15 protein-coding genes are annotated in these 15315 nt (G+C 46.7%); 5 read left to right on the top strand and 10 right to left on the bottom strand.

The features are described 5' to 3' along the window. Positions 1-16: 16 nt before the first annotated feature. Both J2W69_RS00075 and J2W69_RS00070 read right to left on the bottom strand, forming a co-directional pair. Complete coding sequence (locus J2W69_RS00075; RefSeq protein ID WP_310273311.1) at positions 17-316, bottom strand: hypothetical protein; 300 nt, start codon at positions 314-316, stop codon at positions 17-19. 93 nt (positions 317-409) lie between these two features. Further along, positions 410-784 carry a DUF1304 domain-containing protein gene (locus tag J2W69_RS00070; RefSeq protein ID WP_310273309.1) on the bottom strand — a complete coding sequence of 125 codons (375 nt, stop codon included), beginning with the start codon at positions 782-784 and terminating at the stop codon, positions 410-412. Positions 785-960: 176 nt separating this feature from the next. Between J2W69_RS00070 and J2W69_RS00065 the strand changes: the two genes are divergently transcribed. Next, positions 961-1551 (top strand): LysE family translocator, encoded by a 591-nt coding sequence (locus J2W69_RS00065; protein ID WP_310273306.1) that lies wholly within the window; start codon positions 961-963, stop codon positions 1549-1551. Here the strand turns inward: J2W69_RS00065 and J2W69_RS00060 are convergent. The 3 genes from J2W69_RS00060 to J2W69_RS00050 form a co-directional block, all read right to left on the bottom strand. Then, positions 1516-2376, bottom strand: a complete 861-nt coding sequence (locus J2W69_RS00060; RefSeq protein ID WP_310273304.1) for an AraC family transcriptional regulator — start codon at positions 2374-2376, stop codon at positions 1516-1518. The genes J2W69_RS00065 and J2W69_RS00060 overlap by 36 nt on opposite strands. Positions 2377-2549: 173 nt before the next feature. Continuing rightward, positions 2550-4832, bottom strand: coding sequence for a TonB-dependent receptor (locus J2W69_RS00055; protein ID WP_310273301.1), 2283 nt, complete (start codon positions 4830-4832; stop codon positions 2550-2552). A 152-nt stretch (positions 4833-4984) separates the two neighbouring features. Next, positions 4985-5458 (bottom strand): type 2 periplasmic-binding domain-containing protein, encoded by a 474-nt coding sequence (locus J2W69_RS00050; RefSeq protein WP_310273298.1) that lies wholly within the window; start codon positions 5456-5458, stop codon positions 4985-4987. 289 nt (positions 5459-5747) lie between these two features. Between J2W69_RS00050 and J2W69_RS00045 the strand changes: the two genes are divergently transcribed. Continuing rightward, on the top strand, positions 5748-6041 hold the full coding sequence (locus J2W69_RS00045; protein ID WP_310273295.1) for a hypothetical protein: 294 nt from the start codon (positions 5748-5750) through the stop codon (positions 6039-6041). 68 nt (positions 6042-6109) lie between these two features. On the opposite strand, the gene J2W69_RS00040 is transcribed toward J2W69_RS00045, so the two are convergent. Continuing rightward, the gene (locus J2W69_RS00040) at positions 6110-8308 is read right to left on the bottom strand and encodes a TonB-dependent receptor (protein ID WP_310273292.1); all 2199 of its coding nucleotides are present in this window, start codon (positions 8306-8308) and stop codon (positions 6110-6112) included. 248 nt (positions 8309-8556) lie between these two features. On the opposite strand from J2W69_RS00040, the gene J2W69_RS00035 reads away from it, so the two are divergent. The 3 genes from J2W69_RS00035 to J2W69_RS00025 all read left to right on the top strand — a co-directional run bounded on the left by J2W69_RS00035 (position 8557) and on the right by J2W69_RS00025 (position 13589). Then, positions 8557-10125, top strand: coding sequence for an amidohydrolase family protein (locus tag J2W69_RS00035; RefSeq protein ID WP_310273288.1), 1569 nt, complete (start codon positions 8557-8559; stop codon positions 10123-10125). A 192-nt stretch (positions 10126-10317) separates the two neighbouring features. Beyond that, on the top strand, positions 10318-10926 hold the full coding sequence (locus J2W69_RS00030) for a PAS domain-containing protein (RefSeq protein ID WP_310273284.1): 609 nt from the start codon (positions 10318-10320) through the stop codon (positions 10924-10926). Positions 10927-11006: 80 nt separating this feature from the next. Next, positions 11007-13589 carry a chemotaxis protein CheB gene (locus tag J2W69_RS00025; RefSeq protein ID WP_310273279.1) on the top strand — a complete coding sequence of 861 codons (2583 nt, stop codon included), beginning with the start codon at positions 11007-11009 and terminating at the stop codon, positions 13587-13589. Positions 13590-13623: 34 nt separating this feature from the next. Here the strand turns inward: J2W69_RS00025 and J2W69_RS00020 are convergent, their stop codons facing one another. From J2W69_RS00020 to J2W69_RS00005, 4 genes are all read right to left on the bottom strand, one after another. After that, a complete protein-coding gene (locus tag J2W69_RS00020; RefSeq protein WP_310273276.1) occupies positions 13624-13905 on the bottom strand; it encodes a hypothetical protein in 282 nt (93 codons plus the stop codon). A 74-nt stretch (positions 13906-13979) separates the two neighbouring features. Further along, positions 13980-14279 (bottom strand): putative signal transducing protein, encoded by a 300-nt coding sequence (locus tag J2W69_RS00015; RefSeq protein WP_310275047.1) that lies wholly within the window; start codon positions 14277-14279, stop codon positions 13980-13982. Between the two features lie 23 nt (positions 14280-14302). Continuing rightward, positions 14303-14902, bottom strand: coding sequence for a putative adenosine monophosphate-protein transferase Fic (locus tag J2W69_RS00010; protein ID WP_310273273.1), 600 nt, complete (start codon positions 14900-14902; stop codon positions 14303-14305). Beyond that, the gene (locus tag J2W69_RS00005) at positions 14895-15056 is read right to left on the bottom strand and encodes a YhfG family protein (protein ID WP_310273270.1); all 162 of its coding nucleotides are present in this window, start codon (positions 15054-15056) and stop codon (positions 14895-14897) included. Before J2W69_RS00005 ends, J2W69_RS00010 begins: the two co-directional genes overlap by 8 nt. Positions 15057-15315 lie beyond the last annotated feature (259 nt).

Here is a 15315-nt window from a genome sequence, read left to right as displayed (position 1 = left end):
ATAGATAAGGTGATGTTTATTCTATAAATTCAACCACAAAAGTAACACCTGATGGCACCAACTCAAATTCCTCAGAAAGGATCTTGTAGGATTTGTATCTGGGATTGTTTGTCATAAATTTTTTAGCTTCAACATCCAAATCTTTCTTCGCGAATTCCGGCCCTGCAAAACCACCGGTATACACCTTTAATTTATAGTGATTTTTTGTAGCAGACTGATTAGTCTCAAGTGCCTCAAATGTTTTGCCGTAGGTAGAAGAAGTACAACCAGTTAACACCAGAGCAGCCGTTAATAAAGCTGCGATCAGAAAATTCATCTTTATAGTCCTTTGAATTAAAGTTAGATCCGGTTTTTAAAAATTAAATGATTCAAACAAAGTTGAGTCGAAAACCAGTGCCCCCATTTTGCCTCACCCCAAAACGAACAACAACACTAAGGCTAATACTGCAGGCATAGCCTGAATAATTAAGATTTTCTTACTGACCGTTAGAGCGCCATACACACCAGCCACAACCACACACAGCAGAAAAAACACTTTAAAATCAAGGCCTGCAGCGCCCTGATGCACTACGCCCTGAAACAAGCCCCATAATAAACCTGCCGCCAGAAAGCCATTGTATAAGCCCTGATTGGCGGCAAGAACTTTGGTATCAGCTGCCTTTTGTGGCGTCAGACCAAAGGCTTTCATGCCCTTGGGTTTGTCCCATAAAAACATTTCCAGCACCAGAAAATACAAGTGCAGTACAGCCACCAGAAGTATCACCAGGTTTGTTATCAAAGCCATATGTTTTCCTTAGCAGCAACATGCTGCTTTATCCTGTTTCAGCAGCTTAGTTGTAAACTGCAGATTTTTCTGCCGCTGGCAGTTAAAAACGAAACGAAAGGTCAGTTTTGTTCAATACCTAAGTGACATGAAAGTTCATAGTCAGCAGCTTGTTGAGTTATTACAGGAGCATCACTATGACTTTATCCCTTGTTACTTCCATGGCTTTATTTGCCTTTGCCGCTTCATTTTCACCTGGCCCTGTTAATCTGGTATCGGTCAGCAATGGTGCCCGTTATGGCGTAGTTAAAGGCCTGAGTTTTATTACAGGAGCCACGCTTGGTTTTATCCTGTTGTTTTTAATCATTGGTTTTGGTTTGCATCATGTGCTGGCTACGTTGCCCTTGCTTACTGTGATTCTGCAATGGCTGGGGATCGCTTTTTTGTTGTATCTGAGTTACCAGTTGTTCAGTGACAGCGGAGAACTGAATAATAACTCAGAAGCTAAAGCGCCGGATTTTATTACCGGTGCCTTAATGCAATGGCTGAATCCCAAAGCCTGGCTGGCATCTTTGTCCGGTATTGCGGCTTATATTCCAGAGGCCAGCACCGAACAACTACTGCTGTTTGCCGGTCTTTATTTGCCTATTTGCTGGCTATCGCTGGCGGCATGGCTTTGGGCAGGTATTATGCTGCGTCAGTATGTACAGAGCCCGAGAAGCATGCGACTCCTGAATAAAACGTTAGCGCTGTTACTTGCAGCTAGCTGCATCCTGATCCTGCTCTGATACGGAACGGCGATACTGATCCGGTGTCGCTGCTACTCTTTGTTTAAACGCACGTTGAAAGTGGGATTGATCACTAAAGCCTGTACTCTGAGCCACTGCAGAGATAGCTTCCCCTTGTTTTAATGCCTGCTGAGCCAGCTGCACCCGTCGGTTTAAGCGGTAAGCGTGAGGCGTCATATTAAAAAGACGTTTAAAGGAGCGAACCAGATAACCGGCACTGTAACCAAACTCTGCACTGATACTGTCGATAGCCCTGTCTTCATCGCAGTGTTTATTCAGATAAGCGGCCACCTGATACAAAGGATTAGCTGGCAACAGATCAACAGCCGTCTGGCTGTGCTTATCCAACTGTAAAAACAACTCAACCAGACAGGTCTTTAACTTCTGTTCTTTTTCATCAACCTTGTGCCGGGCTGACATCAAATACCCGGCCATAGCAACAAAACGCTCAAACAACGAGGTTTCGCGGAGCGTATCGCTTTGAGTATCACACCACGCAGTAAGGGTTCTGACACCTGCTTGCTTTAAAAAGTCAGCTAACCAGTTTTTATCCAGATGCATCATATAATAAGCCCAGGGCGAGCCTTGGCGAGGGTTGCAGGCATGCACCTGATCCGGGTTCATTACCACCAAAGCCCCCTGCTCCACATAATGCAGCCTGTCGGCACAAAGAAACTCACTTTGTCCAGCCAGAATAGCGCCCACAGACCACTGCTGATGTGAGTGCGGTGCATAAGTGACTTTGCGTCCATCCAGAACCAGGCGTAACTCCACATAAGGCAAACGCCTGTGACGCCAGAATAATGGGTGCGTAGAAGGAGTCATCACATGTCCTTTGAAACAAAATCTAAACAGAAGCCCATATCAGCTCCTACTTAAACATGGCTGACATCCCAAACTCTTTTAGCATAAGATTTTGATTGGCAACAGCAGCACAATGATAAACCAGTACCGGAGGGCATCATTCAGAACCGTTCAGGCTGTTTCAGATCCAACACTCAGAAAAAACTCTTTTTAAACTCAACACCTATAACACGGGGTTCATTAACAAAACCAGCCAGATTATTAAAGTCGATCGCACCTTTGAGGTTATGTTCATCGGTGATATTACGACCAAACAAAGCCGCTTCATAATGACTGGCAAAATTCAGATAGCCTATTCGCAAACCCGCTTCGTAGTTACCGCTGGAATTAAACTCTTCCGATTGGTACAAAAACAGCTTGGTTTTGCCTTGCAGTGCTATATCTCCATAAAAAAATAACTCGCCACTTCTAAGCGGAATACCATAGCGGGCATTAAGCGTCAGAATGGTTTCAGGGGCCTGAGGAAACGAATGGCCATTGACATAAGCAAACCTCTGACTGCCAGCTCCTGGCAAATTGATAGAAGGGCTGGTCAGAGTGCAGGCAGCACAGGTTCCGACCAATAAATCGTCATCTTTGAGCTTTGTATGGTTGTAACTAAAACCACCTGCTATCACTAAACTTTTTGTTGCATGCCAGGTCAAGTCCACTTCAAAACCATGGCCAGTGCCTTTGTCAGCATTTAACAAGGTATTGCTGTTGCTTGCGCCACCTATGGCCGACAGCTGCATATCGTCAATGAGGTAATAAAACAGCGCCGTATTCAGTCGCAGAGAATCATCCAGCAGATCCGATTTTATCCCCACTTCAGCAGAATGAATAGTTTCAGACTCTGCAGTGGTTGGGTCCCGCTCAAAGGCCACATTACGGCCCTGAATGGACGGAGCGCGAAAGCCTTTGGCAAGGCGTGCAAAGCCGCTGACTTTGTTTGTGAACTGGTAGTTCGAACTAAAATCCCAGCTCCATTGTCCGTCATCCTGAAAGAGAGGGTCGTATTGCTGAATACGGGCAGCCCCCACAGCTAAAGCTGCACCTCCGACATTTTGCTCACCGACCCGGAAAGATTTTTCATCGAAGGTATAACGAATACCAACACTCAGAGTCCATGCCTCAGTCAGCTCATAACTTGTTTGTCCAAATAAAGCCCAACTCTGGTTGCTGTGGTATACAGAAGTAGCACCAAAAAAACCATCGATACTGGTAACCCCAAAAGAAGAGTCAAAATAAAATGCGCCCATTTGCCACTGCACTGCCTTATCAGTGTCACTGGCTAAACGAATTTCCTGTGTGATTTGCTGCAGGTTATTTAACTGATCTTCTGTCACTGCACTAAAAGGAATAAAACCAGGCCCCATTTGCTCTGGTACACCGTCAAAATCAGCGTCAATACGGTAGCCACCATCCACATCACTTTTACCCCGGCCATCGGCTTTTTCCAACGCCGAAATCATGGTAAGACTCATCTCTGGCACTATAAATTCAAAAGCCAACGATGCGCCAAAACCCTTATAAAGCCTGAAGTTACCATCACCACTGTCATGCCAAACCCGGTCGCGCTGGTAATTTTCGTTCAGTTGGTTGCTGCCTGTAGTTAATACATTGGCGCGGAAAACCGAGGAAGAACCATCCAAATCCCGGCTGTGAATATTCAATAAGGTCTGAAAGTCTGCGCTTTCATAGAGCAATTGCAAACGTCCGGCTTTTTCTTTATGACCCCCGGTAAAATTGCGCTCTTCGGTAAATCCATTGTCTATATAATCTGAGCGCTGTTGCGACAATAAGGAAATACGTCCGGACAAGCTTTCAGTCAAACCTCCTCCCGCAGCAGCTTCCAGATTCAGAGTTCCTAAACTACCTGCGGCCATTTTGCTGTAAGCAGAAAAGTCCTGCTCTGGTTTTACTGAGGTGATTTTTACTATGCCAGCTGTGGTGTTACGGCCAAATAACGAACCTTGTGGCCCCCGCAGCACTTCAATTTGTTCTGTATCAAATAGCGGAAAACTTTTCAGCACCACATTTTCCATCACCACTTCATCCATGATCACAGAAACAGGCTGAGACGCCGCTAAATCGAAATCTGTATTGCCTAAACCTCTGATGTAAAAACGTGGCGCTATCCGGCCATTCGATGATTCGATATATAAACCGGGGATCTTGCTGGTTAATGCCTGAATATCATCACCTGAGGAAAACAAAGCATCCAGTTTTTCACCACTTAAGGTGGCAATAGAAACTGGCACTTCCTGAGCATTCTGAACACGCCGTTGCGCTGTCACCAGAATATGCTCAAGCTGGGTTTCATGATCGGCGCTGGCATCATGTTCTGTGGCAACAGCCACAGCACTCAGGCCTGCCACAGCAATAAAAACTCCAATACGGAAACACACAACCACCACAAATACTATGTAGTTTGTCATCAACATGACGCCTTATCAGCTGAATTGTTATGAGGACTTGCAGTGTTCTGCCCCGACCACCCATTGCATTGAGTATGGTATTAACAACAGACTTTATCTCAATACTTTTTGCAGGATTACCCAGGCATTTGATTTTGAAGTGTTTTATATGTTTAGCGGCCCATTTCTTTTGCACTTTTAGGGATTTTCGTAAATGAAGGCCTGATGCGGTTTAACAGTCGCTGATACTCTCCGGATTTTTTAAGCTGATCTATACCTGCATCCAAAGCTTCTGCCCTTCTGATGCTGTGAGGATTATCTTTGGTAAAAGCCAGATAAATTTCGCTGGTATAGTTCAACTGACCACGCTGAACATTCTGCGCCTTAATGCCTTCGTGCTGCAGGTAATAATGCAACACATCATCAAAAAATATCGCCAAATCCAGCTTGTTGGTATTTAACAAACCAATAAGTTGAGCATGAGTCGATACTTCAATACGTTTAAACCTGTGTTTATGTTGCTCAGACAAACCTTTACCCTGATGGTCTGAAAATGGCGGCCAATTGTCTTCAGCCGCGATGCGGATCAGCATGGCAGAGTCTGTTGGGGCAACATCATCCTGACTTACCGCTGATACAGGCCACATCAGTAGCCAGAGGCACAGATAGAATCGCAAATGACAAACTCAGCTAAAGCAGAATGCTTTAAAGATAAACCAGATCAAAACAAGGCCCCAGTTTCAGACTTGCTCTAAAACAAAACGACCTCTGTCAGTTACTGGTTCTGCTGTTTTTTTAAACAAAACACCCCCTCAGGTCCCTGTGTTACACTGAATCGCGAGCAGGGTATTGCATCGCAAATCACGGTATACAAGCTGTTGAATACTAAACTCTAAACTCTAAACTCTAAACTCTAAACTCTTATCAAGGATAGTTATGCAATTGATCAAACGTGTCTTCATCAACTATAAAACCCTGATCCTGTTTATTGTCGCCGCTGGCATTCTGGCCGGATGTGCCACTCAACCTGTAGCTGGCCAAAGCGAAACTGAAGCTATGAGTTTTGTGATGGGGCTTATTCACGGCTTTTGTATCCTGTTCAGCTTAATTGGCAGCTATTTTACCGACGTGCGCATCTACGCATTTCCAAACTCAGGGGGCTGGTACGATATTGGTTTTGTGCTGGGTGCAGCCATGTTTTTGGGTGGCGGTGGTGCCAGCGCCAGATAATACAAATTCAGATAAAAAAAGCCCATGACGGCAGCGTCATGGGCTTTATTCAGAACAGAAAGTGACTATCAGAACTGCGCTGTATAACGCACACCAAATTCACTGGCATCGTTGCTCAGAATTCTGAGTATATAATCGCCAGTGTTTAAGCGGGCATTGTCATAACGTTCATCAAAGATATTGTGGCCATACAGAGCCACTGTCCAGTCACCGCTGGCAGGGCTGTAAGCTATATCCATATTCACCAGCTCACGGCTATCGATTTGAGTCAGGCGACCCGGGTCTGAACTGGGCTCACCATACATCTCATCACGGAATGAATAGTCGATACGGGCGGTAACAGAGGCGCCGCTTGCTAATGCAAACTCGTAAGAAGGCCCAATAGCAGCGGTTAACTCCGGAGTCAGAGGAGCAACAGGTTTGACCCCGTCTTTTTCATCCACATCCACATCAATCCAGCCCAAAGCACTATGCAGCTTAAAGGCGTTCGAAAAATACACTGTACTCTCCCACTCAATACCACGGGAGGTTTGGCTGACGACCAGATTTGTGGTGCTGAACCCACCTTCAGCTGTAGTGCTGACCTGATAAGGCAAGTCGTCAAATACGGTGTTAAACACTGCGACGCTCATACTGAAGGTATCAGTCACCTGACCTTTGATACCCATTTCGTAGTTCACAGCAGTGATGTTATCCGTCGCCACTAAACATTGTGGGTTACCAAATAAGCAGTAAGGACGAGCCGGGAATTGGCCTGACTGATAACCGCTCTGAATGGTGCCGTACAGGTTCATACCATTTTCCATACGGTAGCTGGCTGACAAGTCGTAACTCATCTGGCTCCATTCATCGCTGGCGGCAAAAGGACCAATACCCACGTTTGCCACTACGTCTTTTTTGTCTTTGTTAAAACGTAAACCACCGGCCAGGCGCAAATCGTCGGTCAACTGATAACCCACATTGGCAAACACAGCGCGACTGGTTGAAGTTTGATCCAGTTCCAGCGTATTAGCGCCGCCATTAAAACGTGAGTCTTCGCCCTGACGATTGCTGCCCTTTTCTTCAAACCAGTACAGGCCTGACACAAAGTCCATCTCGCCATAAAAGCCAGATAACTGCCATTCTGCTGATGTTTGATCCGCATCACCCCGTTCAGGGTAATGATCCAGCGTATAAACTGTACCGTCATCATCTAAACCCGCTTTGTATTCGGAGCTTCTGTTGCTCAGCACAGCCTTGGTCGACAACTCGTCGTTCAGACTCCAGTCGGCCGTTAAAGACAGACCACTGGCTTCATTGCTGACTGTTGTGACTTCACGAGTGCCTGTCGCATTGTCATAAATATTGGGCGCCAGATCAGAATTACGCAGCGGGCCAGTGGGTGTTGGCGCACCAAATCTCATACCAGTGTAATAAGCGCCATTTGGCACTTCGTCAATCAGCACAGTATAAGGACGTAAGCCGCCTTCACCGTCATTGCCATCTGCAGTCAACACTAGACTGAAATCGTCATTGGGCGTGAACTTGACCGAAAAACGGCCATAAGCTTCCTGAGTTTCACCCACATCGTATTCAGCGTCAGGCACATTAATAAATGTGCCCAGACCGTTGCGCTGGTTGTAACCGGCATTAAAGTTAAAGGCCAGCGTATCGGTCAGCTCACGATTAACAAACAGATCCCCTTTTGCACGGCCACGGCTACCTGCTTCTAATGCAACTTTAGTGACAGCCACTTCGTTTGGTTGTTTGGTGATGATATTAATAGCACCACCAATAGAGTTACGACCATATAAAGTGCCCTGAGGGCCACGTAATACCTCTATCCGTTCAATATTGCTCAAATTCCAGTTCTGGCCAACCTGGCGGCCCAGATACACACCATCCACATAGACACTGACACCTGGATCTGTGGTGATCAGGTGATCCTGCAAACCAATACCCCGAATAAATGGGTTGGCTGACGAGGTATGTCCTGCAGAAAAACCAGTCACATTCAGGTTAGGCACAAACTTGCCTACATCTGTCAGGTCGCTGATGCCCTGTTCTGCCAGTGCATCACCGCTAAAAGCACTGATAGCAAGTGGTACTTCATAAATCACCTGAGTACGTTTGGTGGCTGTCACCTGAATGATTTCAATGCTGTCGTCTTTTGTTGCTTGTGATTTCTCTTCCGCCCATGCCACTGAAGATAAGGCTGCGGTAACGGCTGCACCTAATAAGCTGACTCTGGTTGCAAAAATGCGGATTGGTTGTTTGGATTTGTTCAAGAAGGCTCTCCATTATTTTATTTTGAAGTATGAAGGTCGGCCACGAAGGCGCATAAGTATATGCGAAAGCACTTATATTGACTATCAACAACATAAAGAAAATCAGTAGCTAAGCTGTTCTCCAACACCAAAGCACAGACTGGTTATCGCTGCAATTCCCCTGTTAAACGTATTAAGTTGCGGCCTCAGCAAGCCCTTGCCATAGTAAAACCATGCATACATGACAAGATAATAATGAAGGAAAATCTATGCGTATTCGCCTGTTGCTCAGTACAGCTCTTGTGCTGACCTTGATGCCTGTGTTTGCCGAAGCTGCAGCCACACCTGAACGAACCCCGTCAGCACCGGAACGGGACAGAGGCGAAGGTCCTTATAAACGGCTGATTTTACGGGGTGGCACTTACATCAGTGGCGAAGGGGCGCCACCTGTTGGGCCTGTGGATATTGTGATTGAAAACGACCGCATCACTGAAATCAAAGCTGTAGGAAATCCGGGTGTGCCTGTAGTGCCGCAAGGACGGCCAAAAGCTCAGCCTGGGGATCAGGAAATGGATCTCAGCGGCATGTATATCCTGCCGGGTTTTGTCGATATGCATGGTCATATTGGTGGCTCTGCCAACGGCACGCCCGCTGAATATGTGTTTAAACTCTGGCTGGCACACGGCATTACCACAGTGCGTGAACCTGGCAGTTTTAACGGCGTCGACTGGACTATGCGCCATGTCAAAGCCGCAGAAAAAAACACTATAGTGGCTCCGCGTATTGTGCCTTATGTCGGCTTTGGTCAAGGCCTGAGCAAACCCGTGTTCAGCCCGGAACAGGCAAGGGATTGGGTGCGGAATATTAAAAAATCCGGAGCCTCGGGCATCAAGTTTTTTGGTTCAACGCCCGCTATTATCTCGGCCGCTTTGGATGAAGCAAAAAAACAAAAACTTGGCACTATGATGCACCACGCTCAACTCAACGTGATGGGCACCAATGTACTGGACAGTGCCCGCATGGGCTTAACTTCTATGGAGCATTGGTATGGTTTGCCTGAAGCTTTGTTTACAGGACAGGTGATCCAAAATTACCCGGCCAGCTACAACTATCAGAATGAGCAGGACAGATTCGCCAGCGCAGGCCAGTTGTGGAAACAAGCTGCAGCACCGGGTTCAGAAAAATGGAATGCAGTGCGGGATGAATTGATTAAACTGGACTTTACCATCAACCCTACCCTGACCATTTACGAGGCCACCCGGGATGCCAGCGCCCAGCGCAACGCCGAATGGCATCAGGACTATACCCTGCCCACTTTAACTGACTTTTTTAAACCAAACCGTTACGCCCATGGTTCATTTTGGTTTGACTGGACTACAGATCAGGAAATTGCCTGGCGTGAAAATTATCGCATCTGGTTTCAGTTCTTAAACGACTACAAAAACCACGGCGGTCGTGTAACTGCCGGATCAGACGCTGGTTATATCTATAAAATTTATGGTTTTGCTTATATTCAGGAACTGGAACTGCTGCGTGAAGCAGGTTTTAACCCGCTGGAAGTCATACAGGTCGCTACCTTAAACGGTGCTACAGCTTTGGGTATGGAGAAAGACATCGGCAGCTTAGTACCTGGTAAAAAGGCCGATATGCTGATAGTGGCCGAAAACCCGCTGGCGAATTTTAAAGTGCTGTATGGCACAGGCCATTACCGTTTAAACGACAACAATGAGCCAGAGCGTAGCAAAGGTGTGCGTTACACCATCAAAGACGGCGTAGTGTACGACGCTCAGCAGTTACTGAAGGATGTGCGTGATATGGTTCAAAAGGCAAAAAATTGATGCTATTGGGCTGGGGTTTATCCATGCCCTGTCATCATGCTGTTGCATTAATCAGTGCATCAGATTAACAAATAGGTCTATACTCCTCTGGCTATTTAGTTTTAGGGAAGCCAGACGCAGATGGCCCTCTGTCCGCCGTCCACTTGTGACAGCAAGCGCGGTACATCATCGTCACTCAAAACGGAGATTTGTATGTCTGACTTCAACCATCCCCATGAAGACTTTACTTCTTTACGCCAGCAAGCAAACGAAAGAATTAAAAATGGCACAGCCAAATGCAGTGACACAGTGGCCGCCAGTGCTGAAGCGCTTGCTGTGCTGTACCAGCTAAGCAATGAACCTGACACTGCAGTGGATGGCTTGAAGCTGCTACACGAGCTGCAAACCTATCAGGTTGAGCTGGATATGCAGCTTGAACAACTGCAGGCCAATGAACTGGAATCCAGTCATGAACTGAACTGCTACCGGATGTTTTTCGAGATGGCCCCTACAGGCTGTATGCTGCTCAGAACGGATGGCGTCATTATGGATTGCAACCTGGCCGCCGCCCGCTTGTTTGGCACAGTCACAGCGCAGCTGCTTGGCCAGCCGGTAGATTCGTTGTTAAACAATGAAAGTAAAGCTCAATTGCGGGCGGCTTTGGCCAGACTGCAAAGTGGTGATACCAGCCTGAACAAAATCCTGACGACAAGTCCGGCTCAGCAAGGCCAGCAAAGCCTGGAACTGAACATCAGCTTATCGCCGGACCGTCGCGCCATAATGATGATGGTCAACGATGACGAACCAAAATTACCCAGCTAAAGCATTGCTGTGTCTGAATGAATTTTAATGCCCGCGGGCAGCAGCGGGCCATCTTCTTCTCTGTAATGAGCACTATCTGATTGAGTTCACACACTATTTCCCAGACCTCAGAAACCAAAGCAATACGTATCGTTGGCATAGGCGCATCGGCCGGAGGTCTGGAAGCATTGAATCAATTTCTGGCACAAACGCCAGCCGACACGGGTTTGGCCTGGATTGTGGTTCAGCATCTGGATCCGACAAAAAAAGCGCTGTTGCCTGAGTTATTGCAGCGGGTCACCACTATGCCAGTGCAGCCAGCCAGTCAGGGCATGCTGGTAAAAGCTAATCACCTGTATGTGATCCCACCAGACACTGAACTGTCAGTCGTCAATGGCGCCTTGCACTTAGCTAAACCCGAAGAAGCCCGGGGTTTACGTTTACCTGTTGATGTTTTATTTTCCTCTCTGGCGAGCGCCCTTGGCGACAAAGCTATAGCAGTGGTGCTGTCCGGTATGGGTTCAGATGGCACAACAGGCGCTCAGGCAATTAAAGCTGTGGGGGGGTTATCTGCAGTACAAAAGCCGGATTCAGCCCAATTTGATTCCATGCCCAACAGTGTTATCAGTGCGGGCTTTGCCGACATCATTGATACCCCAGCCGAACTGCCAGGTCGTATTCTGGCAGTATTAGCTCACAAGCCAGAAGTTCATCCACAGCAGGAAAACTCCTTAGACAATGCGGATATGCCCTCAGATTTTTTACAAAAAATAGTGGTGCAGCTGCAGCGTCACAGCCGCCATGATTTCTCATCCTATAAAACCAGCACTTTATTGCGCCGTATTGAACGTCGTATGGCGATCCACTCTGTGGCGTCTTTGTCAGACTACTCAACTTTTTTGCACAACAATTCGCAGGAACTGGATTTACTGTTTAAAGAACTGCTGATTGGTGTCACTCACTTTTTTCGCGAGCCAGCCGTCTGGCAGCATTTATCGGATCTGGTCTTGCCTGAATTACTGCAACACCGCATGGAAACCAAAGCGATACGGGCCTGGTGTATTGGCTGCTCTACCGGGGAAGAAGCCTGCTCGCTTGCAATTACCTTTTGCGAACTATTAGAAAAACACAGCGAGTTTAAAGGCTACAGCCTGCAAATTTTCGCTTCCGATCTCAGTCCTGACGCCATTGCCAGTGCACGCCGTGGTCAATACCCTTTGGCCATAGCTGAACAGGTATCGGCCGAACGGCTGGAACGTTTTTTTGTTCGCCATGACAACTGCTATCAAATCAAACAAGCAGTTCGCGATTTAATTTTATATGCGCAACATGATGTTATTCTTGACGCGCCTTTTACCAGGTTGGATTTAATTGTTTGTCGCAACCTGTTGATTTATTTTGATACAGTACTGCAACGCCGCTTGTTGCCCCTGTTTCACTACAGCCTGCGTGATCAAGGTATTTTGCTGCTCGGCAGTTCAGAAACCACAGGCCGTTTTCATGATTTATTTACCCCAGTGCAGGCCAAGTTAAGACTGTACCAGCGCCAGCCGCGCCAAACTCAGGCCGGATCTAAGCTGCCAGTCCAATCTTTCCCTCCGCTGTCGACCCTTGCTAAGGAGCATCCAGTGCCCACTGATAAACCTGCTGTGCCAAAAACCAATAACCTGCAAAACGCAGCCGATCAGCTGTTGCTTCAGGTCTATTCACCAGCTGCAGTAGTACTGAATAATGGCGGCGATATTGTTTATATCAGTGGCAGAACAGGCAAATACCTCGAACCTGCTGCTGGCAAAGCCAACTGGAATTTCCATGCCATGGCACGGGAAGGATTAAGGGCTCCGCTTGCCACCGCATTAAAACAAGCATCTCAACATAGTGCGCCCTTGCAGCTACGTGGCTTGACGGTATCAGTGCACGACACAACACAAAGAGTGGATGTGACTGTACAAGCATTGCGTGAACCAGCAGCCTTACAGGGCATGACCATGATCGTATTCCGTGATGTGGCAGGTGAAGTAACAGACCCGCAAGACCCGGTCTCAAGCGTCGATTTTTCGTTAGCTGCAGTACAGCAACAATACCTGGATGAAATTCAGCTGTTGCGTGAAGAAACTCAGGCCTCCAAAGAAGAGCTTCAATCCAGTAATGAAGAATTGCAGTCCACCAATGAAGAGCTGCAATCCACCAACGAGGAATTAACCACCTCGAAAGAAGAAATGCAGTCGATGAATGAAGAGCTGCAAACCATTAACACCGAACTGCAAACCAAACTGGATGATTTAGCTCTGGCACAAAGTGATTTGCAAAACACCCTGAACAGTATTGAAATAGCGGTATTGTTTTTAGATCAGCAGCTTAATGTCAGACGTTACACCGACAGAGCCGCCAAAATTATTAACCTGCGTGAAAGTGATTTGGGCAGGCCTCTGACCGACCTGACCAGCAGCTTGATTTACCCTAGCCTGCATCAGGACGCCCAGGACACCTTACGTACCTTAGTGTTTTCAGAAAAACAAATTCCGACCAGTGACGAGCGCTGGTTTACCGTACGCATTATGCCGTATCGCCGCTTGGATAACGTGATAGACGGCGTCGTTATTACCCTGGTGGATATCAGCACCACGAAAAAACTCGAAGCAGCTTTGCGGGAGCAATCGACTCCGACTGTAATTGGCGCCTGACAGGGCCTTTTTAGTGCAGCTTATTTATGGCTGATTATTTAAAGCCGACACCCGGAACTTCAGTCACTGTTTTGGCACCAGAGCGTTCAATAATTTTAACCAGTACAGACTGAATAGTCTCATCCTGCCGCACATCTTCTGTACCTGAGAATTTTTGCTGCTGCGCTGCAGCCCCTTCTTCCAGTACAAAGGTCACCACCACTTCGGTGGCTTTATCCGCTGTTTCACCAAAGTAGGCCAGCGACACGCTTGGATAACCTTCAAAGCCTTTGGTCAGTTGTTTTGACAGGCGTTTTTTCGCTTTATCTAAATTCATACGATTTTTCATCTGTGGGATAGTCAGCAAGACTATACAGCGCCAAAGCCTGCGCCGCAGTTATTTCTGTTTGCTCAGCCCTGATCAGTGCCACAGTTCCAGCACAACTCAAAGGAAGCGGCATTTTCTTCAGCGCACTGACTACAGACCCAGTCTTCGGCCTCACTATCCAGTTTCAGGCTCTGTACTATCCGGCTGGCTAAGGCAAAATCGTTTTCATCCACCAGCCATAACTGCAACCAGCTATCAAAAGCAGATACTTCACCTATGATGCTCACTGCATGTTCGTTTTTGACAAAAACTTCAAAACCACGGCGCTGCAGAATATTTTTGATATTACTGACAATCAACCGGTTTTCATGGGTGTAGATCATTTTCAAGACAATTCCCTCTACTTTCAGCGAACTGTTATAGGCTTCGTTGCTTGCTGAAACAGTGCTATCAATGGGTTTAAATCGCCTAAATAACCTGCAACATTCGCAGCTAACCACGCTTCCTGAGTAATGGATTTCCAACTCAGTTCATAACCGGCCTGCAAAGCAAGCACTTCGCAAAACAGTCGCAAAGCTCTGCCATTGCCTTCTCTAAACGGATGTACAACATTCATCTCACAGAAAAAATCCGCAAGATGTTGCACAAACTCATCCATGCTCAAATCCAACAGATTTTTATGTTTGACCAGAAAATTAAAGCATTTTTCAGCTTCAGGAAGAATAAACCTCAGATTACAAAAATGCGTTTGATCCTTTGATATGTCGACAGTCCTGATTTCCCCTGCCCAGGCATACAAATCCTGAAATAAATACCGATGGATATGGCATAGATAACCAAAAGTCAGATTGTCAAAATCAGGTTCAAAGTTTTTTAATCTGAAAGAAGTAAGCTCAACCTCGGCTTCTTCAAGTTCTGCTTCAGAGTGGATATCAAGTAAATTAATAAGTATGGAAGTGCCTGGGTAACAATAAGGATCATTCCCGACCCCGTACTTGTCAGTCATCAGAGCTTTGCAATTCTTTAAGTTTGGCGGCCAGCTTAGGGTGTAGCTGTTGTCTGGTTTTGTCTGTCGGCTTCAATCCTTCCAACCTCAGGCTTTCGTTGTAATTGGCAACCTTGGTTGCGTCGAAGCGCTTACGCAATTGTGGTTTATTCATCAGAACCGCACCTCTTTATTGATAGCCTGAGTTTAGCTGGTTTTGATCTGCTCAACAACATCAGGCTCTCATCAGCGCTGAAACACAAATCCGCCACAAAACCACTGCTTTAACAACAAAACAGCAGCTTTGTGGAGGAGTAAAGATTCAATAGCAAAAACGGAACTAGTGCTCTTTCCACTTAATTCTGACTGATTAAATTGCCATACGCCCGGTTCAATTTTCGCCGGGCTCCATCCACATCAAACATCCAGTTGAT

This window comes from Rheinheimera soli (genome assembly GCF_031457405.1).
GTDB lineage: Bacteria > Pseudomonadota > Gammaproteobacteria > Enterobacterales > Alteromonadaceae > Pararheinheimera > Pararheinheimera soli_A.
The sequence above is the reverse complement of the archived record's forward strand: the minus strand, read 5'-3'. Positions and strand labels throughout refer to the sequence as shown.